The 22,890-nt window shown below is 74.3% G+C and carries 16 protein-coding genes and 1 pseudogene; 2 read left to right on the top strand and 15 right to left on the bottom strand.

Features of this window, described 5'->3' with window-relative positions; genetic code table 11:
- Positions 1–12: 12 nt before the first annotated feature.
- From IE136_RS24610 to IE136_RS24595, 4 genes are all read right to left on the bottom strand, one after another.
- A complete protein-coding gene (locus tag IE136_RS24610; protein ID WP_158991767.1) occupies positions 13–1,488 on the bottom strand; it encodes an NCS2 family permease in 1,476 nt (491 codons plus the stop codon).
- Between the two features lie 250 nt (positions 1,489–1,738).
- Positions 1,739–4,138: a xanthine dehydrogenase family protein molybdopterin-binding subunit gene (locus tag IE136_RS24605; RefSeq protein ID WP_189601432.1), complete on the bottom strand. Its 2,400-nt coding sequence runs from the start codon at positions 4,136–4,138 to the stop codon at positions 1,739–1,741.
- A 1-nt stretch (position 4,139) separates the two neighbouring features.
- Positions 4,140–4,736: a (2Fe-2S)-binding protein gene (locus tag IE136_RS24600; RefSeq protein WP_158991763.1), complete on the bottom strand. Its 597-nt coding sequence runs from the start codon at positions 4,734–4,736 to the stop codon at positions 4,140–4,142.
- A 2-nt stretch (positions 4,737–4,738) separates the two neighbouring features.
- Positions 4,739–5,629 (bottom strand): FAD binding domain-containing protein, encoded by an 891-nt coding sequence (locus tag IE136_RS24595; protein WP_189601431.1) that lies wholly within the window; start codon positions 5,627–5,629, stop codon positions 4,739–4,741.
- A gap of 314 nt (positions 5,630–5,943) precedes the next feature.
- Here IE136_RS24595 and IE136_RS24590 point away from each other — a divergent pair, with 314 nt between their 5' ends.
- Positions 5,944–7,638, top strand: a complete 1,695-nt coding sequence (locus tag IE136_RS24590; RefSeq protein ID WP_158994814.1) for a PucR family transcriptional regulator — start codon at positions 5,944–5,946, stop codon at positions 7,636–7,638.
- A gap of 646 nt (positions 7,639–8,284) precedes the next feature.
- On the opposite strand, the gene IE136_RS24585 is transcribed toward IE136_RS24590, so the two are convergent.
- The 11 genes and pseudogenes from IE136_RS24585 to IE136_RS24540 all read right to left on the bottom strand — a co-directional run bounded on the left by IE136_RS24585 (position 8,285) and on the right by IE136_RS24540 (position 21,351).
- A complete protein-coding gene (locus tag IE136_RS24585) occupies positions 8,285–10,036 on the bottom strand; it encodes an ABC transporter ATP-binding protein (protein ID WP_158991758.1) in 1,752 nt (583 codons plus the stop codon).
- Positions 10,033–11,772: an ABC transporter ATP-binding protein/permease gene (locus IE136_RS24580; protein WP_158991756.1), complete on the bottom strand. Its 1,740-nt coding sequence runs from the start codon at positions 11,770–11,772 to the stop codon at positions 10,033–10,035. The genes IE136_RS24585 and IE136_RS24580 overlap by 4 nt, the downstream gene beginning before the upstream one ends.
- Positions 11,769–13,106 (bottom strand): nitroreductase family protein, encoded by a 1,338-nt coding sequence (locus tag IE136_RS24575; RefSeq protein ID WP_189601430.1) that lies wholly within the window; start codon positions 13,104–13,106, stop codon positions 11,769–11,771. The genes IE136_RS24580 and IE136_RS24575 overlap by 4 nt, the downstream gene beginning before the upstream one ends.
- An 11-nt stretch (positions 13,107–13,117) precedes the next feature.
- Positions 13,118–14,500 carry a YcaO-like family protein gene (locus tag IE136_RS24570; RefSeq protein ID WP_158991752.1) on the bottom strand — a complete coding sequence of 461 codons (1,383 nt, stop codon included), beginning with the start codon at positions 14,498–14,500 and terminating at the stop codon, positions 13,118–13,120.
- Positions 14,497–16,080 (bottom strand): CocE/NonD family hydrolase, encoded by a 1,584-nt coding sequence (locus IE136_RS24565; RefSeq protein WP_189601429.1) that lies wholly within the window; start codon positions 16,078–16,080, stop codon positions 14,497–14,499. The genes IE136_RS24570 and IE136_RS24565 overlap by 4 nt, the downstream gene beginning before the upstream one ends.
- Positions 16,074–16,955: a hypothetical protein gene (locus tag IE136_RS24560; RefSeq protein ID WP_189601428.1), complete on the bottom strand. Its 882-nt coding sequence runs from the start codon at positions 16,953–16,955 to the stop codon at positions 16,074–16,076. Before IE136_RS24560 ends, IE136_RS24565 begins: the two co-directional genes overlap by 7 nt.
- A 141-nt stretch (positions 16,956–17,096) precedes the next feature.
- Complete coding sequence (amiA, locus tag IE136_RS36470; protein ID WP_251067472.1) at positions 17,097–17,231, bottom strand: streptamidine family RiPP; 135 nt, start codon at positions 17,229–17,231, stop codon at positions 17,097–17,099.
- A gap of 60 nt (positions 17,232–17,291) precedes the next feature.
- A pseudogene (locus tag IE136_RS24555) lies at positions 17,292–18,159 on the bottom strand (ABC transporter ATP-binding protein).
- 98 nt (positions 18,160–18,257) lie between these two features.
- The gene (locus IE136_RS24550) at positions 18,258–19,394 is read right to left on the bottom strand and encodes a FecCD family ABC transporter permease (protein WP_189601426.1); all 1,137 of its coding nucleotides are present in this window, start codon (positions 19,392–19,394) and stop codon (positions 18,258–18,260) included.
- Positions 19,395–19,417: 23 nt separating this feature from the next.
- A complete protein-coding gene (locus IE136_RS24545; RefSeq protein ID WP_373309126.1) occupies positions 19,418–20,332 on the bottom strand; it encodes a FecCD family ABC transporter permease in 915 nt (304 codons plus the stop codon).
- A gap of 38 nt (positions 20,333–20,370) precedes the next feature.
- Positions 20,371–21,351 carry an ABC transporter substrate-binding protein gene (locus IE136_RS24540; RefSeq protein ID WP_158991742.1) on the bottom strand — a complete coding sequence of 327 codons (981 nt, stop codon included), beginning with the start codon at positions 21,349–21,351 and terminating at the stop codon, positions 20,371–20,373.
- A gap of 160 nt (positions 21,352–21,511) precedes the next feature.
- Here IE136_RS24540 and IE136_RS24535 point away from each other — a divergent pair, with 160 nt between their 5' ends.
- Positions 21,512–22,756, top strand: coding sequence for a hypothetical protein (locus tag IE136_RS24535; RefSeq protein WP_189601425.1), 1,245 nt, complete (start codon positions 21,512–21,514; stop codon positions 22,754–22,756).
- Positions 22,757–22,890: the final 134 nt, after the last annotated feature.

The raw sequence follows: 22,890 nt of genomic DNA, 5'->3' as shown, positions 1-22,890 counted from the left end.
GGCGGTGCGACGTCAGCCGACGCCGAGCCAGCTCTCGATCGGATGGATCGCGAAGTACACCACGAAGATCGCGGTCAGGCCCCACATGAAGGCGCCCACCTCGCGTGCCTTGCCCTGCGCCACCTTGATGACGGCGTAGGAGATGACACCGGCCGCGACACCCGTGGTGATGGTGTACGTGAACGGCATGAGGACCACGGTGAGGAACACCGGGATCGCCACGGAGCGGTCGCTCCAGTCGACGTGCTTGGCGTTCTGCATCATCATCGCGCCGATGACGACCAGGGCCGCGGAGGCGACCTCGGCGGGGACGATCGCGGTGAGCGGGGTGAAGAAGAGGCAGGCCGCGAAGAAGACGCCGGTGACGACGGAGGACAGGCCCGTGCGGGCACCCTCGCCGACGCCGGTGGCCGACTCGACGAAGACGGTCTGGCCGGAGCCGCCGCCCACGCCGCCGATGACACCGCCGGCGCCGTCGATGAAGAGGGCCTTGGAGAGACCCGGCATGCGGCCCTTGTCGTCGGCCAGGTTGGCCTCGGAGCCGACACCGATGATGGTGGCCATGGCGTCGAAGAAGCCGGCCAGGACCAGGGTGAAGACGATCATGGTGATCGTGATGTAGCCGACGTCGCCCCAGCCGCTGAAGGACACATCGCCGATGAGCGAGAAGTCCGGTGCGGAGACGGCGCTGCCGTTGAGCTCCGGAGCGCCGGCGAACCAGGCGCCCGCGCCCTTGGCCGGGATGTCGGCGACGGCGTTGACGATCATGGCGATGACGGTGCCCGCGACGATGCCGATGAGGATGGCACCGGGGACGTTGCGGGCCTGCAGCGCGAAGATCAGCAGGAGGGTGACGGCGAAGATGAGGACCGGCCAGCCCATGAGTTCACCGGCCGGGCCGAGCGCCACGGGGCCACCGCCGGGGGCGGGGTTCTCGTGGACGAAGCCGGCCTTGACGAAGCCGATGATCGCGATGAAGAGGCCGATGCCTATGGTGATCGCGTGCTTGATCGCCAGCGGGATCGCGTTCATGATCATCTCGCGGAGGCCGGTGACCACCAGGAGACAGATCACCACACCGTAGGCCACACACATGGCCATGGCCTGCGGCCAGGTCATGACCGCGATGACCTGCGAGGAGATCACACCGGAGACGCTGAGACCGGCCGCCAGGGCGAGCGGGACCTTGCCCCAGAAGCCCATCAGGAGAGTGGTCACGGCGGCGGCGAGCGCGGTCGCGGTGATGAGGGCGGGCTGGCTGAGGACGTTGCCGGCCACATCCTTGCCGCCGAGGATCAGGGGGTTGAGCAGGAGAATGTACGCCATCGCCATGAAGGTGGTGACGCCGCCGCGGATCTCCGTCGCGACGGTGGATCCTCTCTCCGAGATGTGAAAGTACCGGTCGAGCCAAGAGCGGCCGGCGGGGACGTTCGAGCCGGGGCCCGCGTCCTCCGAGGCGGTCTTGGGCTCCACTGACGACTGGGTCATGGGGCCTACTCCCAAGGTTCAAAGGGGCACCCGCATAGGACTGGGAAGTCAGAGAAGCTGCGGGATTTGGGATGCTGCGTGGGCTGCACGACCCGGGGGACGGCCCGAGACGAACTGGGTGGATCAGTGACGCGGGTACTGCGGGTACTGCGGGTACTGCGGGGGTGGTGCTGGTACCGCTGGGGTTGCTCCGGGCGGTGCGGGCGGGGAAGTGTGACGTTCCTGGGAGGCACGCACCGCCCGGAGAGTCCTACAGGGTGCCGGTGAGCGCCTCGGGGCGGACCGGCGTCTTGTTGAGCTCCAGGCCCGTCGCGTTCCGGATCGCCGCGAGGACGGCCGGGGTGGACGACAGGGTCGGGGCCTCACCGATGCCACGTACTCCGTACGGGGCGTTCGGGTCCGCCAGCTCGAGGTAGTCGACCGGGATGGTCGGCGTGTCGAGGATGGTGGGGATCAGGTAGTCCGTGAAGGACGGGTTCTTCACCTTCGCGGTCTTCGGGTCGACGATGATCTCCTCCATCACCGCGACGCCCAGGCCCTGGGTGGTGCCACCCTGGATCTGGCCGACCACGGAGAGGGGGTTGACCGCCTTGCCGACGTCCTGGGCGCAGGCCAGTTCGATGACCTTGACCAGGCCGAGCTCGGTGTCGACCTCCACCACCGCGCGGTGCGCGGCGAAGGCGTACTGGACGTGCCCGTTGCCCTGGCCGGTGACGAGGTCGAAGGCCTGGGTGGGGCGGTGCCGCCACTCCTCCTCGACCTCCACGGCCTGGTCCTCGAGGACGTCCGCGATGGTGGCGAGGGCCTCGCCGCCGTCGGTGACGACCTTGCCGCCCTCCAGGAGGAGTTCGGCGGTGGCCCATGCCGGGTGGTACGAGCCGAACTTGCGCCGGCCGATCTCCAGCACCTTCTCGCGGACGATCTCGCAGGAGTTCTTGATGGCGCCGCCGGTCATGTACGTCTGGCGGCCCGCGGAGGTCGAACCGGCCGAGCCGACCTGGGTGTCGGCGGGGTGGATGGTCACCTGCTGGACGCCGAGCTCCGTGCGGGCGATCTGGGCGTGGATGGTGACCCCGCCCTGACCGACCTCGGCCATGGCCGTGTGGACCGTGGCGACCGGCTCGCCGTTGATGACCTCCATGCGGATCTTGGCGGTCGAGTAGTCGTCGAAGCCCTCGGAGAAACCGACGTTCTTGATGCCGACCGCGTAGCCGACACCCCGGACGACGCCCTCGCCGTGACTGGTGTTGGAGAGACCGCCCGGCAGCGCGCGGACGTCCGGGCCCTCGCCCGCGGTCTCCCACTGGCGCTCCGGCGGCATCGGGCGGGCCTTGACACGGCGCAGCAGCTCGGCGACCGGGGCCGGGGAGTCGACCGGCTGGCCGGTCGGCATGATCGTCCCCTGCTCCATGGCGTTGATCTGGCGGAACTCCACCGGGTCCATGTCCAGCCTGGCGGCGAGCTTGTCCATCTGGGCCTCGTACGCGAAGCACGCCTGGACCGCGCCGAAGCCGCGCATGGCGCCGCAGGGCGGGTTGTTGGTGTAGAGGCCGACCGCCTCGATCTCGACGTCGTCGATGACGTACGGGCCTACCGAGAGGGAGGCGGCGTTGCCGACGACCGAGGCCGTGGAGGAGGCGTAGGCGCCGCCGTCCAGGACGATCTTGCACTTCATGTGCGTGAGCTTGCCGTCCTTGGTGGCGCCGTGCTCGTAGTAGAGCTTCGCCGGGTGCCGGTGGACGTGTCCGAAGAAGGACTCGTAGCGGTTGTAGACCATCTTCACCGGCTTGCCGGTGCGCAGCGCGAGGACGGAGGCGAGGATCTGCATCGAGATGTCCTCGCGGCCGCCGAACGCGCCGCCGACCCCGGCCATGGTCATGCGGACCTTCTCCTCGGGCAGGCCGAGGCAGGGGGCGATCTGCTTGAGGTCCGAGTGCAGCCACTGGGTGGCGACGTACAGGTCGACACCGCCGTCCTCGGCGGGCACGGCGAGGCCCGACTCGGGGCCGAGGAAGGCCTGGTCCTGCATGCCGAAGGTGTACTCGCCCTTGACGATGACGTCGGCCTTCTTGGCGGCCTCGTCGGCGTTGCCGCGGAAGATCGGCTGGCGGTGCACGATGTTCGGGTGCGGCACGTGGCCGGAGTGGTGGTCGTCCCGGTTCTCGTGGACCAGGATCGCGTCCGGGGCGAGCGCCGAGGCCTCATCGGTGATGAGGGGCAGCTCCTTGTACTCGATCTTGATCTTCGCGGCGGCGCGGCGCGCTGTCTCCGGGTGGTCGGCGGCCACGAGGGCGACCGGCTCACCGTGGTGGCGGACCTTGCCGTAGGCCAGGACGGGGGTGTCCTGGAACTCCATGCCGTAGTTCTTCGCGGCCGGCAGGTCCTCGTGCGTCAGGACGGCGTAGACGCCGTCCATCGAGAGGGCCTCGGAGGTGTCGATGGACACGATCTCGGCGTGCGCGACCGTGGACCGCAGGATCTGGCCCCACAGCATGTCCTCGTGCCACATGTCCGAGGAGTAGGCGAACTCACCGGTGACCTTGAGGGTGCCGTCCGGGCGGAGAGTGGACTCGCCGACGCCGCCCTTGGTGTGGTTCTGGGTGACCTCGGTGGGCGTGCCCACCGGAACGGTGCGTGTGTTCTGAGCCATGTCAGACCGCCTCTCCCTGGCGCTCCTGGCGAGCGGCCGCGAGGCGGACCGCGTCGAGGATCTTCTCGTAACCCGTGCATCGGCAGAGGTTGCCGGAGAGCGCCTCGCGGATGTCCGCGTCCGTCGGGGACGGGTTGCGCTCCAGCATCTCGTCGGCCGCGACCAGCAGACCGGGAGTGCAGAAACCGCACTGCACGGCGCCGGCGTCGATGAACGCCTGCTGGATCGGGGCCAGTTCGACGCCCTCGCCGGTCTGCGAGTCCTGACCGGGCTTCGCTTCCCACTTCTTGGCCGCGTCGAGCGAGGTGCCGCAGGCGCCGGAGGCGCAACCACCGTGCTCCTCGCGCTGCTTGGCGTACTCCGCCAGGCCCTCGACGGTGACGACGTCGCGGCCCTCGACCTGACCGGCCGCGACGAGACAGGAGCAGACCGGCACGCCGTCGAGACGGACGGTGCAGGAACCGCACTCGCCCTGCTCGCAGGCGTTCTTGGAGCCGGGCAGACCCAGGCGCTCACGCAGAACGTAGAGGAGGGACTCGCCCTCCCAGACGTCGTCGGCTTCCTGCCGGCGACCGTTGACGGTGAAGTTGACGCGCATGGTTATGCAGCTCCCTCAAGCGTGCGGTCGGCGCCGCGGTACTGCTCCCAGGTCCAGCCGAGCTGGCGGCGAGCCATGATTCCGACGGCGTGGCGGCGGTACTTGGCGGTGCCTCGGACGTCGTCGATGGGGTTGGCGGCGGCCGAGCAGAGGTCGGCGAACTGCTTGGCGATCGACGGCGTGATGATCTTGCCGTTGTCCCAGAAACCGCCCTCCTCCAGCGCCGCGTTCAGGAACTCCTCGGCCTCCTTGGCCCGGATCGGGGTCGGCGCGGCCGAGCCGATGCCGGTGCGTACGGTCCGGGTCTCCGGGTGCAGGGCCAGGCCGAAGGCGCAGACCGCGATGACCATCGCGTTGCGGGTGCCGACCTTGGAGTACTGCTGGGGGCCGTCCGCCTTCTTGATGTGGACGGTCTTGATGAGCTCGTCGGGCTGGAGCGCGTTGCGCTTCACACCCGTGTAGAACTCGTCGATCGGGATGAACCGGTTGCCGCGCACCGACTCGACCTCGACCTCGGCACCGGCGGCGAGCAGTGCGGGGTGCGCGTCACCGGCCGGGGACGCGGTGCCCAGATTGCCACCGACACCGCCGCGGTTGCGGATCTGGGGCGAGGCCACCGTGTGCGAGGCCAGCGCCAGGCCGGGCAGCTCGGCCCGCAGCTGCTCCATGATCTGGGTGTACGGAACGGAGGCGCCGAGGCGGACGTTCTCCTCGCCGACCTCCCACTCGCGCAGGAGCTCGATACGGTTCAGGTCCAGGAGGTACTCGGGGCGCCGGTGGTCGAAGTTGATCTCGACCATGATGTCGGTGCCACCGGCGATGGGCACGGCCGTGGGGTGCTCGGCCTTGGCGGCGAGCGCCTCCTCCCAGCTGGCGGGGCGAAGGAAGTCCATGGTGGCTCTCTTCTAGTGCTTCTAGTGATCGGGGGTCCGTCGCGCGGGCCCGGGGGGACGGCCGGCCCTCGACTTCGATTTCGTGTTCATGTGCTGTTCACGCGATGTGTGGCCTAGTACACAAGCCAGGTCTCGCCCGGGTGCAGTCACCGAAAACATGAAGGAGTTGGCTGGTGACCATCGTCGTCTTGTAGATTCGAACGAAAGGCGGGGCTCGGTAACCTCGCCGTTTTCCCCTGGAAACGGTGGCCGCGGGCCACCGACGACAACGCGACAAGTTTTCGCGAATGACGAGAAGGAACGGCGGCGACGAGATGCGGCTGCGCGCACTGCTGGAAACCGACGCGCTGGGGCTGCGCCTGCTCGGCGGTGAGGACGAGCTGGACCGCTCCGTACGGGGCGTGATGACGACGGACCTGAAGGACCCCAGCCGGTATCTCGCGGGAGGTGAGCTCGTCCTCACCGGGCTCGCCTGGTACCGGGTGCCGGAGGACGCCGAGCCGTTCGTCCGGATTCTGGCCTCCGCCGGGGTCGCCGGGCTCGCGGCCGGCGAGGCCGAGCTCGGGGACATCCCCGACGATCTCGTACAGGCGTGTTCGCGCCATCGGCTGCCTCTGTTCGCGGTGAACGAGTCCGTTGCGTTCGCGACGATCACCGAGTACGTCGTTCGACAGGTCTCCGGCGAGCGGGCGGGCGATCTGGCGGCCGTCGTCGATCGGCACAGGCGCCTGATGACCTCCGGGCCGGCGGGTGGCGGCCCCGAGGTCGTCCTCGACCTCCTCGGCTCCGACCTGGACCTGCGGGCCTGGGTCCTGTCCCCCACCGGCCGCCAGATCGCGGGCGCGGGGGCTCCGCTGGAGAGCGGTCTCGCCGCCACCCTGGCCGGCGAGCACCTGGCCGCGACCAGGACCGGCCGGCGCGGCCCGCACCGGCTGACCACCGGCGGAACCACGTACTCCCTCTTCCCGATCCGCAACACCGGGCGCGGCGCCGCGCCCGCCTCGCGCGACGTGCGCGAAACGGTGCTCTCGGACTGGCTGCTGGCCGTCGAGGCGGACGCGAGCGACTGGCCGGCGGCCCGGCTCGACCTGCTCCAGGGCGTCACGCAGCTGATCGCCGTGGAACGGGACCGGCGCGACGCGGCCCGTACGGTACGGCGCCGGCTCGCGCAGGAGGTCCTCGAACTGGTCCAGACGGGCGCCGCGCCCGCCGAGATCGCCGCCCGCCTGCGGGTGGCCGCGCCCGTACTGCTGCCGGGGCTCGGGACGGCGCCGCACTGGCAGGTCGTCGTGGCCCGCGTGGAGTGGGACCCGGAGAGCGGGTCGGGCGTCGTGGACGGCGGCCCGGTCGCCCAGGCGCTCCTGGAGGAGATCCTGGTCGACCCGGCGACCATGGGCGCCGACTCCGCCGACCGGATCGCCGTCGCCCACCACGGCGACGAGGCCATCGCCCTGGTCCCGCTGCCCGTCGGCCCCCTCCCGGACAGCGAGGACGAGGGCCAGGCCGCCGGCCTCGGCCTGCACGCGGACGCGCTGCTGGCGACGGTACGGGAGCCGCTGTCGTCCGGCCTGGCCGACGACGGGCGCCTGACGCTGGGTGTCAGCGCGGCCGTCCACTCGGCGGAGGGCCTGCGCGGCGCCCTGGAAGAGGCCCGCCACGCCCGGCGCGTCGCCGCCGCCCGGCCGGGCCGCGTCTGCGCGGCCGGCCACCACGAACTGGCCTCCCACGTCCTGCTCCTCCCGTTCGTCCCGGACGACGTCCGCCGCGCCTTCACGGCCCGCCTCCTGGACCCGCTCCGCGACTACGACCGCCGCCACCGCGCGGAACTCATCCCGACCCTGGAAGCCTTCCTCGACTGCGACGGCTCCTGGACCCGCTGCGCGACGCGCCTGCACCTGCATGTGAACACCCTGCGCTACAGGGTGGGCAGGATCGAGCAACTGACGGGCAGGGACTTGTCGCGTCTGGAGGACAAGCTGGACTTCTTCCTGGCGCTGCGGATGAGCTGAGCTTTGGGGGTGGGGTTCGCGGCGCTCGCTCTGCGCGGGGGCCCGCCCCCACCGGGGGGCGATGCGGCCGGGCCGAAGCCTGCCGCCCGGCGCCTGCGCCCCCTGCGCGCCGCCCGGCGGGCACGCTCGGCTTACCGCCGGAAGCGCCGGGACCTGGACCCGCCAGGTACTTCGGGCCGCCCGACCGTTGCGCCGGGGCGCCGGAAAGGCTGGGGACCGTGAGTCCTGCCGTGGCAGGGCCACCCGTGGCGCCGGAGGCGGCAGGACGACTCGGGCCCGTCAGCCGTGTGTCGGCGCGACCGTGGCGCCGAGGGCGCGGGGCCGTCAGCCCCCGGGCCCGTCCGTGGGCGCTCGGTCTCGTCAGAGATTCGGGTGGAAGGGGCGGGGTCGGGGAATCGCTCTCCACCAGCCCACCCCGCGGGGCCGTGAAGCACCCCGCGGGGTGCCTCGTCCCGGACGGTAGGGCCTGAGGACCGTCAGTCCCGGACGGTAGGGCCTGAGGGCCGTCAGGCCCCGGCCCGCACGCCCCTCCCTCCCTCGTCGGAGTTCCGGCAAGGGGTGGGATGGGGCCGCCGCAGGCGCCCCATCGGCCCCACAGCGCGGCGGGGCCCTTGCGGCGGCCCCGGCCCCCGGCCCGGTCGCGGGTTCAGGGTGTGCGGGTCAGGAGGGTGGTGAAGAGGCCGGGGCGGGTGGTCAGGTCGTGCCAGGTGCCGGTTTCGACCACGCGGCCGTTCGAGAGGACCGCGATGCGGTCCGCGCGGCGGATCGTCGAGGGGCGGTGGGCGATCACCACCGTCGTGCGGTCGGACGCGCCGGGCGCCGCCCCCAGGGCCGCCGCCAGTTCCGCCTCCCCCGCCGCGTCCAGGTTCGCCGTCGTCTCGTCCAGGACCAGGATCCGCGGCGAGGTGAGCAGCGCCCGTCCCAGGGCCACCCGGGCCCGCTGCCCACCCGACAGGGTCGCGCCGCGTTCGCCGACCGCCAGGTCGGACACCAGGTGGCCGATCCCGCACAGCTCCGCCACCTCCCGCACCCGCCCGTCCGGCGCGTCCGGGGCCGCGAGCCGCAGGTTGTCCGCCAGGGTGCCGTGGAAGAGCGGCGCGTCCTGACCGACCACGGCCACCGCGCCCCGCAGGTCCGCGTCCGCGACCCGCCGTACGTCGATCGCCGTCCCGGACGCGTCGAGCAGCTCCACGACCCCCTCCCCCGGGTCCCAGAACCGTGCCAACAGGTGCGCCAGCGTGGACTTTCCGGCCCCCGACGCCCCGACGAGCGCCACCGTCTCCCCCGGCCGGACCACCAGATCGACCCCGGCCAGCACCTCCGTACCGCCGTAGTCGAAGCGGACCCCCCGCAGTCGTACCCCCAGCGGCCCGTCCGGCAGCGGCACGGGCCGCGTCGGTTCCGGCGCCCCGGCACGGGCGCCGATCGCCGCGCCGACCCGGGCGGCCGCCGCGCGAAGACCACCCGCCTGGCCCAGCGCCGCCGCCGAATCGGCGACCGGTGCCAGGCAGCCGAGCGCGAGCGCCATCGCGGCCGGCGCCCACGGGCCGCTCACCGTGTGCGCCGCCGCGGCGACGACGCCGACGACGGCCCCGACCACCAGCAGGTCCCGCACCGCCGCGGCCCCCGCCTCCCAGCTGTGCTCGGCGCGCTGCGCGTCCCCGAGCTCCCCGCCGAACCCGCGCAGTCGCTCCCGGCGTCGCTCGAGCGCGCCGAAGGCGAGCAGCTCGCGCAGCCCGTCGACCGTCTCCACGGTCTCCGCGGAGAGCGCGGCGGCGGCCTCGCGGGTCCTCGCGCCCCGCGCCGCCCGCCCCCGCCCGTCGAGCAGCGGCGCCAGCACCAGGAGCGCCGCGGCGGGCAGGACCGCGCCCAGCAGCCACGGGTCGACGAAGCCGAGGACGACCGCACCGGAGGTGAACACCGCTCCCGAGGCGAGGAGTTGGGCGACGGCGTGCGCGTAGAAGAACTCCAGCGCCTCCACGTCCCCGAGCGCCGCCGACGCCAGATCTCCGCTCCGCCGCCCCGCGATCCTGGCCGGCGCGCTGCGCGCGAGCCCGTCGAAGACCCGTACCCGCAACTCCGCGAGCACGCGGTACGCCAGATCGTGCGACAGGTCCATCTCCCGCCAGGTGGCGAGGGAGCGCAGCAGAACGAGTGCGAGGAGAGCGACGACCGTACCGGCGGTCGGCGGGCGACGCTCGAGGACGGCCACGCCGACGGTGTGCGCGGCCAGCGTGACGAGCACGACGAGCGCCGCCTGGTCGACGAGCGCCGCCCCGAAGGTCCGCACGGTCATGCCCCGGTGCGCGCCGAGCACGGGCAGCAGGGCGCGCAGTGCGCCCTTGTCCGGAGTGCCGACCCGGCCTGCAGTGATGTCCGCCGCCGTCGTACCGCTCATGCCGCCGCTCCGTTCGTCGCTCCCGCGGCCACCAGCCGCGCGTACAGTCCGTCCCGCCGCCCCCGCAGCTCCACGTCCGTGCCGATCGCGTCGACCCGGCCGCCGTCCAACACGACGATCCGGTCCGCGTCGCGGACCGAGGCGAGCCGGTGGGCGACGACCAGACACGTCCGCCCACGGGCCGCGTCGCGCAGCGCGCGGCCGATGCGGGCCTCGCGGCGTTCGTCGACGGCGCTGGTCGCCTCGTCGAGGACGAGGACGGGCGCGTCGGCAAGCAACGCGCGGGCCAGCGCGAGTCGTTGGCGCTGGCCGCCCGAGAGCGTCGCGCCGCGCTCGCCGACGACGGTGTCGTATCCGTGCGGCAGCGCGAGCATCTCCTCGTGGATCCCCGCCGCGCGCGCCGCCGCCCGCAGTTCGTCGTCGGTGGCGGCGGGTCTGGCGAGACGGAGGTTGTCGGCGACGGAGGCGTGGAAGAGGTACGTCTCCTGGGAGACGACCGCGATGCCGCGCCGCAGCGAGGCGAGCGTGTACGAGGTGTGGTCGGCGCCCCCGACCGTGATGCGGCCGCCGTCCGGGTCGCCGGCCTGGCGCAGGAGCAGCCCGAGGAGGGTCGACTTGCCGGCGCCGGACGGTCCGACGATCGCGGTCGTGCGGCCGGCCTCGGCGGTGAACGTGACTCCGCGCAGGGCCGGTTCGGCGGCGCCGGGGTGGGTGTGGCGGACGTCCTCGAAGCGGATCTCCGGGGCCTCGGCCCAGGCCGCTTCGGCGGTGCCGGTGTCCGGCACGGCGCCGGTGGCGGTGCGCAGGGCGGTGATGCCGTCGGCGGCGGAGACACCGAGGTAGCCGGAGTGCCACTCGCGCGAGAGGTCGCGGACGGGCCGGAAGCACTCGGAGGCCAGCATCAGGACGAGGTAGGTGCCGGTGGCCGCGGTCCGCCCGGAGACGGCCGACGAGCAGGCGACGAGGGCGGCGGCGACCGTGCCGCCCTGCACGGCGAGGTCGGTGATCCCGGTGTCGACGAGGGAGACGCGCAGCTTGGCCACGGTCGCCCGGTGCAGTGCGGCGGAGCGCTCCTCCAGGCGGGCGCGGGTACGGGCGACGGCGCCGGCGGCCCGCAGGGACGGCATGCCCTGCAGGGCCTCCAGGTAGTCGGCCGACAGGGCCTCGTAGGCGCCCCAGTGCTCCTGCCCGCGGCGTGCGAGCAGCCGGTCCCACCAGCGGGGCGCGAAGAGGGCGAGGAGGAGGGCGGGGGCGAGGACGAGGAGGGCGTACGGCTCGACGAGGGCGACGGCGAGGAGGAGGAGCGGGGGCAGGGCGAGGGTGACGAGGAGCTGGGGGAGGTAGCGGGAGACGTAGGCGTCGACGCCCTCGACGCCGTCGACGAGCGTGGCCCGTACGGCGCCGGCGCGCGCGTCCGCCTCGCGGGGAGCGCCGAGTTCGCCGAGCCGCCGGAGCAGCGTGTCGCGCAGCCCGGTCCGTACGGTGGCCCCCGCGCGCACGGCGACGCGCCGCTGCCACCGGCCGAGTCCGGCCCGTACGGCGACGGCGGCGAGCACGCCGCCCAGCAGCGGCGCCAGGCCTTCGGTGGTCCCCCGGGCGATCCGGGCGAGCGCGAGGGCGAGGAGCGCGGCCTGCGCGAGGTGGGTGCCGGCGACGGCGACGAGCAGCGCGGTGGCGCCGGTGAGCGGCCCGCGTGCGGGCCGTGCGGCGCGGACCAGCTCCGGGTGGAGCATCATGACGGCGGGGCTCCTTCGACGGAGGGTTCACGGGTTGGACGGGGGCCCACGGCCGAGGCTTCGCGGGACCGGTGGCGGCCCAGGGCCAAGGCGTGGAGGATCGGCAAGCGGCCGGGGGGCCCGCCGAGGGCGGCGCCGAGGTCGGCGTGCTGCCAGGAGCCGACGGGGCGGGTGGCCAAACCGGCCTCCTGGGCGAGGACCTGGGTGAGGCCGACGGCGTAGCCGGCCCGTACATGGGTGTGGCGGATCTCGGCCGGTGAGGCGTCTTCGGGGCAGCCTTGGGCGAGGAGGACGGCTCCGGTCGCGCCGAGCCATGCCTGACCGGCGGCCCAGCCCGCCAGGGTGGGCCGCGCGTCCCCCGTGGCCAGTACGTGCGGCCCGGGCAGCCCGAGGACGGCCGCGTCGCGGCCGCCGACGGCGACGCACCAGCGGACGCCTTCGGGGCCGGCGCGCTCGGCCGCCCGCAGGAGGCGGCCGAGCACCGCGTGACCGGGCCTTCCACCGAAGCCGGGCTCCGTGCTGCGGCGGCGAGGACGCGGCAGCGGGCGCGGCAGCCCCGGGAAGCCGCGCCAACTCTCCTCAGCCGAAGCGGTCGTGACCTCCGCGAGCGCCTTCCAGGCGTCCCGCAGGTCGGTCGGTGCGGGCAGCCGGCGGCCCGGGGACGGCGGCGTGCCGGGGCCGTGGGCGGCCCAGCGCGTGAGCGTGCGGGCGTCCGGGTGGTCGCCCGGTCCCGACCAGACGGCCGCCACGGCGTGCTCGGGCTCACCGGCGCCCTTCGTCAGGCCCGCGGCGGCGGCCAGGAGCCGGCCGTCGGCGTCCTCGCAGAAGGCGTCCGCACCGGCCAGGGCGAGGGCGGCGAGCGCGTGGCCCGTGTCGAGCAGGAGCAGCGGCCAGGCGCGGTGGCCGTAGTGGGAGACCGTACGGCGAGCGGTCACCGTCAGCACGACGACCACGCCGTCCGGGGCGTCGGCCGGAGCGCCCCCGCGCGCGTGGAGCCGGTGGGCGACGGGGTCGTAGGCGTACCGCCCCGGCGGGACACGTCCGCCGGGACCCACCAGCAGGTGGGCGTTGACGGGGTGCAGCGCCCCCGCCGAGGCGGCGGGCCGCAGCCGTCCGCCCGCCAGCGACGCGCCGAGCAAGGCATCGAGTGCGGTCGGTACGGCGATCCCCTCCCCCGGCCAGGCGGTGACGGCCGGCCCGGCGGGGAAGTCGGGACCGGGCACGCGCTCCGAGCGGGCGAGTGCGAGGGCGACACGGAGGCCCGTGGGTCCCCCCGCGGCCGGAGTCCTGGGCGCGGTGGGGGGCGGGGACGTGCCTAGGGACAGGTGTGTCATGTGGAGCGTCCTCACATGTGCGGCGGCGGGGCGAGGGTGAAGTCGCCCGGACCCGTCGGACCGGTGGGAGCCGTCGGCCACCAGCCCCGTTCCACGGCCGCCCGCGTGAAGCGCTCACAGCCGAAGTAGGCGAAGGCGGCAGGGGCGTTGGGGATCAGGCCCGACACGAGGACGCGGGCCACCCGGAGCGGGGTCTCCGCGATGTCCTCGGTGGTGAGGTCGACGGTGACGAGTCGGTGCCCCCCGGACGCGAGACGGGCGTCGAGCTGGGCTCGGCTGCCCGTGGCGATTTCGTCCACGGGGACGACGCCGAGCGCCGGCTCGGTGAAGCGCCGGGCGTAGGGCTCCATCCTCGGGTCCAGCCACACCTGGACATGGGCGCCAAGATCCCGTATCGCGCCGAAGTCCTCGCCTGCCGCGTCCAGATAGCGACGGTCCGCCCGGTGGTCGAGGTAGAGGCCGCGGGCGAGCATGCCGGCGTCGATCGCCCGGAACACCCAACCGTCCGCGTCCACCGCGCCCTGTGTGAACACCCAGGTGTGGACGGCCTCCAGCACGGCCTTGCGGGCCGCCTCGGCGGGGTCGTAGCGGCAGGCGAACCCGGCGGCGTGGATGCCGCGTTCGGGGTCGTACACCCAGGCGGCGACGCAGGGTGCCAACTCGGAGGGCATCTCGACGATCCGGACGTCGAGGCCGCAGCCTTCGAGGTCGCGGTCGAGTCCGGGCACGGAGCGCGGGTCGATGCCGCGCGTGGGGCCGTCCAGGTGCCACCACAGTTCCAGCGCGTCGCGCTCGACGACTTCGAGGAGTCCGCGTTCGACGGCGTCGTCGAATCCCTGGCCGGTGGCGATCCCCGCGTAGTTGAGGTGGTGCGTCCGGGGCAGCGAACGCAGCTCGCCCTGCCGCCAGTTGAGGTGACTGAGCGCCACCGGCACCCAGCACTCGCGGCCGCTCTCGCTGCCCCTGACCCAGAGGGCCGGGGTGTCGGGCCCGAGCGGTTCGTAGGGGAATCCCGGCCGCTCGTACTGCCAGGAGGCGTATGAGGGCAGGTCACCGGGACCGTACAACCGCAGTCCCTCGGCGCGGAGTTCGGTGGCGGTCGCGCGGCGCGGCGCGTCCGGATGGCCGGGCGGCGCGAGCCGGTTGCCGCAGTAGCGTTCGACGGCCTCGGCGACGGCGGCGAGGCGTGCGCCCCGGGGGTCGCCGAAGGTGGTGCCGAGGGAGACCCGGTCGGCGGGCCAGGCGCCGAAGCGCCGGGCGTCGGAGACCTCGGCGGTCATGGCGGTGTAGCGGGGCGGGGCGCCCGAGGGGTGCGGGACGGGCTCGACCCCGCGTATGAGCCCGCAGACGGGGTCCACGAGCGCGTCGAGGGACGGTACGCCGGTGAGGGTCAACGGAGTATCTCCTGTACGGGATCGATGAGGGCGGGGCGGTGGACCGCGGGGAGCAGCAGGACGCTGTCGGCCGTCCGTACGGACCGCCGGGAGGGCAGCAGCCGGGTCGCGGTCACGGGGTCCTGGCCGGTGTGCGGGTTGCGGACGTGGGCCGGGAAGTGGTGCCCGGCCACCTCGACACGGAGCCGGATGCCGGCGGGCAGCCGTCGCGCGAGGTGCCCGAGCGGAACGGTCACCGGCCGTGGGTCCGGGCCGCCGTGGTCGGCTCGGGCGACACCGGTGGCGAGCGGTTCGGCCCGCCCGTCGGGGCGCAGGGCGACGAGCCGGACGGCCCAGTCGGCGCTCCGCCCCTCGGCCGCCGCGACGAGCCGCGCCTCGGCGTCCCCGAGGAGGTCCAGGGGGCGCGGGAGGGGCGGAGTGACGAGCAGGCAGCGGTCGGGCGCGGCATGCTCGTCGATGTCGAGGCGGTCCGACCGCACGGGCCGGCGGGGGTCGGCGAGGAAGTCGGCCCCGTGGACGAGCCGCAACCCGGCGCTGTGCCCGAAGCGGTACGCGAGGGGGCGCGCGACGCGGTGCGGGCGGTCGGTCCGGGCGCCCGGGCCGGCGTCGGTGTCAGGACGGGTGTCGGTACGGGTGTCGGGACCGATGTCCGGGCCAAACCCGGGCGCGGCGGGCCCGATGGTGGCGGCGTCGCACCAGTGCGCGCTGCCGCCGAGGGCGAGGGCGCCGCGCCGTCCGCGCAGGGTTGCGGCGAGGGCCTTCCGGGCCCACCGGGCGTACAGCTCTCCGAGGTCGAGGTGGTGTTCCGCGTGGGCCTCGGGGGCGGGAGTGGTGGTCAGGCCGTGGCCCCAGGGGCCGAGGAGCAGCCGCGCGGCGCCGCCCCACGAGCGCCAGAGGCGGATCGTTTCGTCGGCGAAGGGGTCACGGCTGCCGCCGACCGCGAGGAGCGGCACACGGGCGCAGGCGGCCCGCGCCCACAGGCCGTCGTCACGCCGGGCGGTCCACACGTCCGGCCAGGAGGCCTGCGGGAGCATCTTCCGTACCGGCAGCCGGTCGAGAAGGCCGGGAGTGTCCCGCAGGGCCCGGGCGAACGCCTCCTCGTCGGAGTCGGCCCGGTCCCCGTGCGTGAGCCACCACCCCACGCGCGGCGAGAGTCTTTCGACGCCGCTCGGCTCGCGCGCCACTTCGGCGCCGCCGAGCGCGGGAACGGCGGCGACGACCGCGTCGGGCACCTCGCCCGCCTCCTCTTCGAGCAGGGGCGCGAGCGCGCAGTGGGCCGCGTACGAGGCGCCGACCGCCACGACGCGTCCGTCGCTCCACTCCTGCGCGCGGATCCACGCCAGGGTGGCGGCGCCGTCGGCCGCCTCGGAGCGGTAGGGACGCCAGTCACCCTCGGAGGCGTACCGGCCCCGCACGTCCTGCCCGACCCCCACGAATCCGCGCGCGGCCCAGGCTCGTAGCTCCGCACGGTGGCGCCTGCGGTCGTAGGGCGTACGAATGAGCACGGCGGGCCGGGGCCCCTCACCCTCCGTAAGGCAGACGTCCGTGGCCAGCCCCCCGACCCATACGCTCCTCAACACGCGCCCCCCGGTCCGGAGTTGCCCTGGTGTTGCACGGCGGTGGCGCTCTGGGGCCGGCCACCCGCGATCGGGGGGACCGGGAGGATGGGGTGTTCGGTGAGGGCGAGGGTCCGGATGTCGATGCGGCGCAGGTGTCTGCGTGTCGTCCGGGAGGGGGCGGTGGCGGGGCCGTTCGCCCAGGTGAGGAGGTCGGCGGTGAGCAGGGCGACGGTGAGGGCGGCGGAGGCCGCGTGGTGCCCGGGGCCGCCGTCGCCGGCGCGCGGACCGTCCCAGTAGGCGACGAGTTCGCGGTGGGCGGGAGTGGCCGCGAGACGGCGGAGGCGTACGTCCGCCGAGGTCACGTCGCCGGGCCCGAACGCGGGCGGCTCCAGCCAGACCTGCGCTCCTTCGCGGTGGCAGCGCAGCCAGGCGGCGCCGGCGGCGGGCAGGCGGTCGGCCTCGTCCCAGAGGCCCACGGGAACGGGCCCGTCGAGGCACCAGACCACTGCTGTCCGGAGGTCCCCCTCGGCGGACACGAGGGCGCGCACGTCCTCCGGTCCGCCGGTGCGGACCCGGCCCCCCGCCTCACGTACGCACCGGGCGAGCGGGCCGGTGAGCGGCGGGTCTCCGAGGACGAGGACGGTCCGGCCGGCGAGCGGGGCCGGCGGGGCGGTGTCCACGTTCCCGGCGTAGCCGGCCTCCTCGAAGGCCGAGACGAGTGCGTCGAGTCGGGGCTCGCGCGCACCGCCTCCCTCCGTCAGCCGGGTCACGAGGTCCCCGGGCGGGACCGCTCCCGTGTCGACACGGAGGAACTCCCCGTCGGGTGTGCGCACCGCGAGCCCCTGGCCGGGGACTGCGACGAGGAAGACACCGGGGGCGAGTCGCACGGGGGTCACGGGGTTCCTCCTGGGACGGGTGACGCGGAGCAGCGGGCGGGGGCGGGAGGGATGGAGCGGAGTGGAAGGACGGAGCGGGCCCGCCCGGGAAGGCGATCCGGGCGGGCCCGCGGTGCCCGGCGTGGTGCCGGGGGTCCGGACTTACTTGTCCGAGTCGGTGTCCGCCTCGACCGCGTCGTCGAACGGGTTCTCCACCAGCGCGTTGGAGTGCGTGGCGGACAGGTGGGCGAGCTGGCCCTGCTCGGCGATCGGGCTGAACACCTTGTGCTGCTCCATGAGTTGACTCTCCATTCGATGGGATGGTCACGCCGCCGTTCCGGCGTCGCACCAGGGACACTAATGAATATGATTTTCATTCCGCAATAGCTGGCTCCACATCCAGAGGGTGATCCGGGTAACACACCGGCCAGCCGCCCTCCGGATCGCGCCCCACCCGTCCCGCGACTCCGAGGACCTCGGCGAGGAGTTGGGGCGTGACGACCGCCTCGGGCGGCCCGTCGGCCGCGATCCGCCCCCGCCGGAGAGCGACGATCCGGTCGGCGAACCGTGCCGCGTGCCCCAGGTCGTGGAGGACCATCACGACCGTCAGGCCGCGCTCCTCCCGCAGCCGCACCACCGTCCCCATGACCTCCAACTGGTGCCGCAGGTCCAGATAGGTGGTGGGCTCGTCGAGCAGCAGCAGCCGGGTGTCCTGGGCCAGCGCCATGGCGAGCCGTACGCGCTGACGCTCACCGCCCGAGAGCGCGTCCACCGGCCGGTCGGCCCAGTCGGCGACACCGACGTCCGCCATGGCCCGGGCGCAGACGGAGTCGTCGCCGTCGCGCAGCATGCCGAGCGGGCCGCGCACCGCGTAGCGCCCCTGGCGCACCAACTGCCTCACCGACATGCCGGGCACGGCGGGAGCGGCCTGGTGCAGGATCGCGACCCGACGGGCGGCGGCCCTGCGGGAGAGCCGGGACAGGTCGTCGCCGTCGAGCAGTACCCGGCCCTCGCCCGGCCGCAACAGGCCCGCGCAGAGTCGCAGCAGGGTGGACTTGCCGCAGCCGTTGAGTCCGACGAGCGCGACCAACTCTCCCGCGTCCACGGACAGATCGACTCCGGCCAGCACCTCGCGCCCGGGATAGCCGAACCGCAGCCCCTCGGCCCGGATCGTGCCCGCCGCCCCCGTGCCCTCGGACGGAACATCGCCCGTGGTGCCCGAGATCGCGTGGTCCGCGGTCGGACCGTCCGGGCCCGAGCCCCGGACGCCGTTTCCCGCCTCGACCGCCCGTGTCCCGAGCGGCTCCGTGATCCTTCTCATCGTCAACTCTCCTCCGTTCCGCGCCGGGCCACGATCAGCAGCAGGACCGCGCCCACGCAGGTCGTGAGCGCGCCCGCCGGGATGCTCAGCCGGTCCATCTCCAGGGCATCCGCGAGGACGCGCGAGAGCCACTGGGCCCCGGCGTCCGCGCCGCCCACCACCAGCGCCCCCAGCAGGGCGGCGCCCGGCAGCGCCCGGCGCAGGTCCGCCCCGAAGAGGGCGAGGGCCAGGTGCGGCACCAGCAGGCCCACGAATCCGAGGGCTCCGACCACCGAGACCGCCCCGGCGGTCAGGGCGACCGCGCAGGCGAGCGCCCCGAGGCGGGCGCGACCGGTGTGCAGGCCGGCCGCCGCGGCCTGTTCGTCGCCGCACCGGAGCAGCGTCAGCGGGGCCGCGAGCGCGCAGGCGGTGACGGCCCAGACCGCCGCCCAGGGCCAGAGCAGCTCCCAGTGACCCCACACGCGCCCCTCGGTGGAGCCGACCAACCACTGCACGACGCTGCCCAGTTCACCGGGGGCGACGAGCAGGACCATCGCGGTGAGCCCGGACAGCACGGCCGAGACCAGAACTCCGTGGACGGCGGTCTGCGCCGGGTCGCCCCGGTCCTTGCCCGCGAGCAGCCAGAGCAGCCCGGCCCCGGTGACACCGCCGGCGCACGCCGCCACGACCACGGCGACCGGTGACTCCCAGCCCGCGAGGCCGAGCCCGGTAGCGGCCACCGCGCCGAGGACGGCGCCGGGCGTGACACCGGTGACCTCCGGTCCGGCCAGCGGGTTGCGCAGCGCTGACTGGAGGACCAGCCCGGCCAGGCCCAGGCAGGCACCGGCGGTCAGCGCCACCAGCGTTCGGGGGAGCCGGAGTTGGAGCACGACGTGCCGAGCGAGGGGATCGCCGCCACCCCGGAGCACGTCGACCACCCCGCCCACCCCGACAGTGCGTCCGGCCACGAGCCCCGCCACGGCGACGCCGACCAGCGCCGCGAGGAGCGCCACCGGCAGGGCGACCCGCACCCACCGGCGCGCCGCCGGCCGGGACACGGTGACAGGAGCCGCCGCGCCCCGGTCAAGCCCCTTCTCCGCACGCGGCCGCTTGTTCTCCCACGGCTCCTTGTTCTCACGCGTCCCCTGGGCTTCACGCATCCCCCGGGCCTCACGTACGCCTTTCATCGCCGCGCCCCCGTCCGCAGGAGCGCGACGCCGGCCGGGACACCGAGCAGGGCCGTCCAGGCGCCGACCGGCGTTTCGATCGGGGCGAGGGCGAGGCGGGCCGGCTGGTCGGCGCAGATCACGATCAGTGCGCCGAGCGCGGCCGACCAGGGCAGCCAGGTCACCGCGTCGGCGTCCGGCCGCAGTCGGCGGGCGAGGTGCGGGGCGAGGAAGCCGACCCAGGCGACGGGGCCGCAGACGGCGACCACCGGGGCGATCAGCAGGACGGCGAGACCCAGCGCCGCGAGACGGGCGCGCCGCACCCGTACGCCGAGGGCGCGGGCGTCCTCGTCGCCGAGCCGGAGCACACCGAGGACGGGTGCGCAGAGCACCAGTGCGGGCAGCCCCACGACGAGCCACGGCCAGAGTCCGGTGACGTCGTCCCAGGTCCGGGCGGAGAGGCTGCCCAGGAGGTAGCGGTAGACGATCTGCAGGTCGAGCTGGTCGGCGAGGACCATCAGGACGAGCAGTGCGGCCTGGAGCGCCGCCGCGACGGCCGCGCCGGTCAGCAGGACGGCGCCGGGACTCCGGCCGAACCCGGCGGCGAGCAGGGTGAGGAGACCTCCGGTCGCCGCTCCCGCCAGCGCGAGCAGAGGCTGCACGGCGAGCGGCACGGGCAGGGCCAGGACGAGCGGCGCCGCGACGCCGAGCGCCGCGCCGCCCGAGACGCCGAGCATCTCCGGTACGGCGAGGGGGTTGCGCAGTGCTTCCTGGAGGACGAGGCCGGCGGCGCCCAGGCAGGCGCCGGCGACGAGCGCCAGAACCAGCCTGGGCAGGCGAAGTTCGGTGAGGATCACCCCCGCCGTGCCGGCGTCGCCGAAGTCGCCCAGGAGCGGCAGGCAGAGCGCGCTGGCCGCGGCGCCCGCCAACACGAGAGCGCAGAGGCAGAGTTGACGTACGGATGAGGCGCTCACCGCAGCGCGGCCGCCGCCTCGTCGAGGACGATGCCCAGGGAGCGGGTGCCGCGCCCCTTGGCCCAGACCTCGGCGTCGACCTCGTGGACCCTGCCGTTCTTGACGGCCGGGATCTTCGACCAGAGCGGGTTCCTGGCGAGTTTGTCGGAGAGCCGGTCGCCGGGGGCGGCGGGGCCGCCGAAGGAGAGTGTCTCGACGAAGAGGACGTCGACGTCGCGGGCGAGGATCTCCTCCATGCTGTACGTGCCCTCGACACCCCGGCTCTTCCAGGGATAGTCGGCGATCTTGGGCATGAGTCCGGCGGTGACGTCGTTGCCGGGCGTCGCGACACCGAAGTTCTCGTCGCTGCCGAAGATGATCAGTGCGGTCTTGTCACTGCGCGACTTCTCGGCCGCGGCGAGCTTGGCGCGGAAGGTCTTCTCGGCCGCCTCGCCCTGCTGGGTACGACCGGTGAGGGCGGCGAGGTCGCGCAGATAGCCCACGCTGTCCTGCCAGTCGCCCGGCTGGACGGGCCAGAAGACGGTGGCTCCCTCGAGCGCGGGGGCGAGCTTGCCGTGGGTGTCCTCCAGGCCGATCACCAGGTCTGGACGGTACGAGAGGATCGCCTCGGTCTCGGGGCTGAGAAAGCCTCCGGGGACGACGGGTATCTTCGTCGCCTTCTCCTTGCCGAGGAACTTCTCGTGGGAGAGCAGCGCGGAGTTGGTGGCGACCGGGGTCATGCCGAGTTCGGCCAGCATGTCGTCGCAGAGGGCGACGAGGCAGACGATCCGCTTCGGCGGGGCGGTGGTCTCGACGGTGACACCCTTCGCGTCGGTGACCGTCCGTGCGGCGGCGATGGGCCGGACGGTCAGGTCGGTCGCCGAGCCGCCGCCCGCGCCCCCCTTCTCCTCACCCTTGCCGTCGGCGGTCGTTCCGCAGCCGACGAGCACGCTTCCCAGGACCGCCGCGGCCGTCCAGCGGCGCGCCTTTCTCAGCATGAGCATCCTGCGCGACATGTGTCCCTCAGTTCCGTTCCGTCCGGGGTGATGGCAGGCGGGCGCGGCGGGCGCCCCGGACCGTCCCGCACCCCCACAGAGTGACACATGATAATCATTCTCAATAAGGCCCTGACTCGCGCCCAACCTCCAGGAGACCGCCATGCCCCTGCCGCCCCGCCTTCTCGTCGCCGACCAAGTCGCGGGAGGAATAACCGTGTTGGACCTGCCCAGCGGCCGGACGATCGCGGTCGTGGAGGGCCGGCACCTCGCCGAGCACGCCGGATTCCTGGCGCTCCCCGGCGGCCGTAGCGCCTTCGTCGACGAACTGGCGGGCGAGCTGGTCGTGCTCGACCCCTACGGCCCGGAGGCCGGCCGGCCCTTGACCGAGACGACCGTCCCCGTCGCCACCCCCGCCGAGCACCTCGCCGCCGACGCCAGCGGGCGGCGCCTCGCCGTGACGACCGGCCTCGGCCGCAACGAGGAGCCCTGGAGCGACCTCCTGACCGTGGTCGAACTGCGCCCCGGCCGCCGCCCGCTCGCGGCGCGGGTCCGCACCCGGACCGGCGAGCCCGGCGTCACGCTGGTCGGGGAGGGGGACAGCCACGAGGGCACCGACCCCCTCGTCGTCCTGCGCCACCGCGAGCCCGGCACCCTCACCGCCTACCCGTGGGCCGCGCTGCTCGGCGCGGCGCCCTCCTGCCCGCCCGCCGCGCCCGCCCACGAGCTGCCCCTCCCCGACGACGACGGGCACGGCGACGCCTACGACCCCGAGAGCGGGCGGCTGTTCGCGGCCGCGGGCTCCGGCGTCCACCGCGCCCGGCGCGAGGGGACCCGGCTCGCCGCCGAGGAACCGCTCGGCTGGGCGGGGCCCGGCCGGGGCTACTACCTGCGCCTCGACCCGGTCCGCCGCACCCTCTGGTCCTGCGTGCGCGGCGGACCCGCGGACCCCGGGCGGTGGCCGGAGTGGACCAACGACGCCTGGTTCCACCACCTCGGCTCCGGCCTGACCGGCCGCGTCCCGCTCGGCCCCGGGCTCGTCTTCCGGCTCGCGGTCGCCGCCTCCCACATCGCGTACGCACGGGTCCACCCGGACGGCGACGAACTGGTCCTGCTCGACCCCTCGGCGCTCCGACCCCGGGTCACCGCCCGCCTGCCCCTGCCCCCGATGGACGGCGCTCCGCGCCCCGGCGGCACCCCCTGGGACGGCGTCCAGCGGCGCGCGATCGCGGCTTCGCCGGGCGCCGCGTACACCGCCGTCACCCGAGGCGGTCACGGCGAGATTCATCTCTTCGAGGGAGAGCGCGCCCTGACCGTCCTGAAGATGCCGACACCTCTGGACGACGGCGGACATCTCGCCCTGGTCGCGCCGGGCGACGGAGCGCAGGCCGACCGGGTCGGCCGCTGAGCGGCACCAGTCACCGTGTCCGTATACCGGATGAACACCCGGCACTTGTGAAATGATTCACCTGACCTCTTGGCCCGGCCCACCCCTTCGTGCTGAGATGCGAGCCTGACTCAACAGCTCGATGGCGCGCTCGG

Source organism: Streptomyces lateritius (assembly GCF_014649715.1).
GTDB lineage: Bacteria > Actinomycetota > Actinomycetes > Streptomycetales > Streptomycetaceae > Streptomyces > Streptomyces lateritius.
Note: the sequence above shows the minus strand (reverse complement) of the source record. Positions and strands in the feature narration are given on the sequence as shown.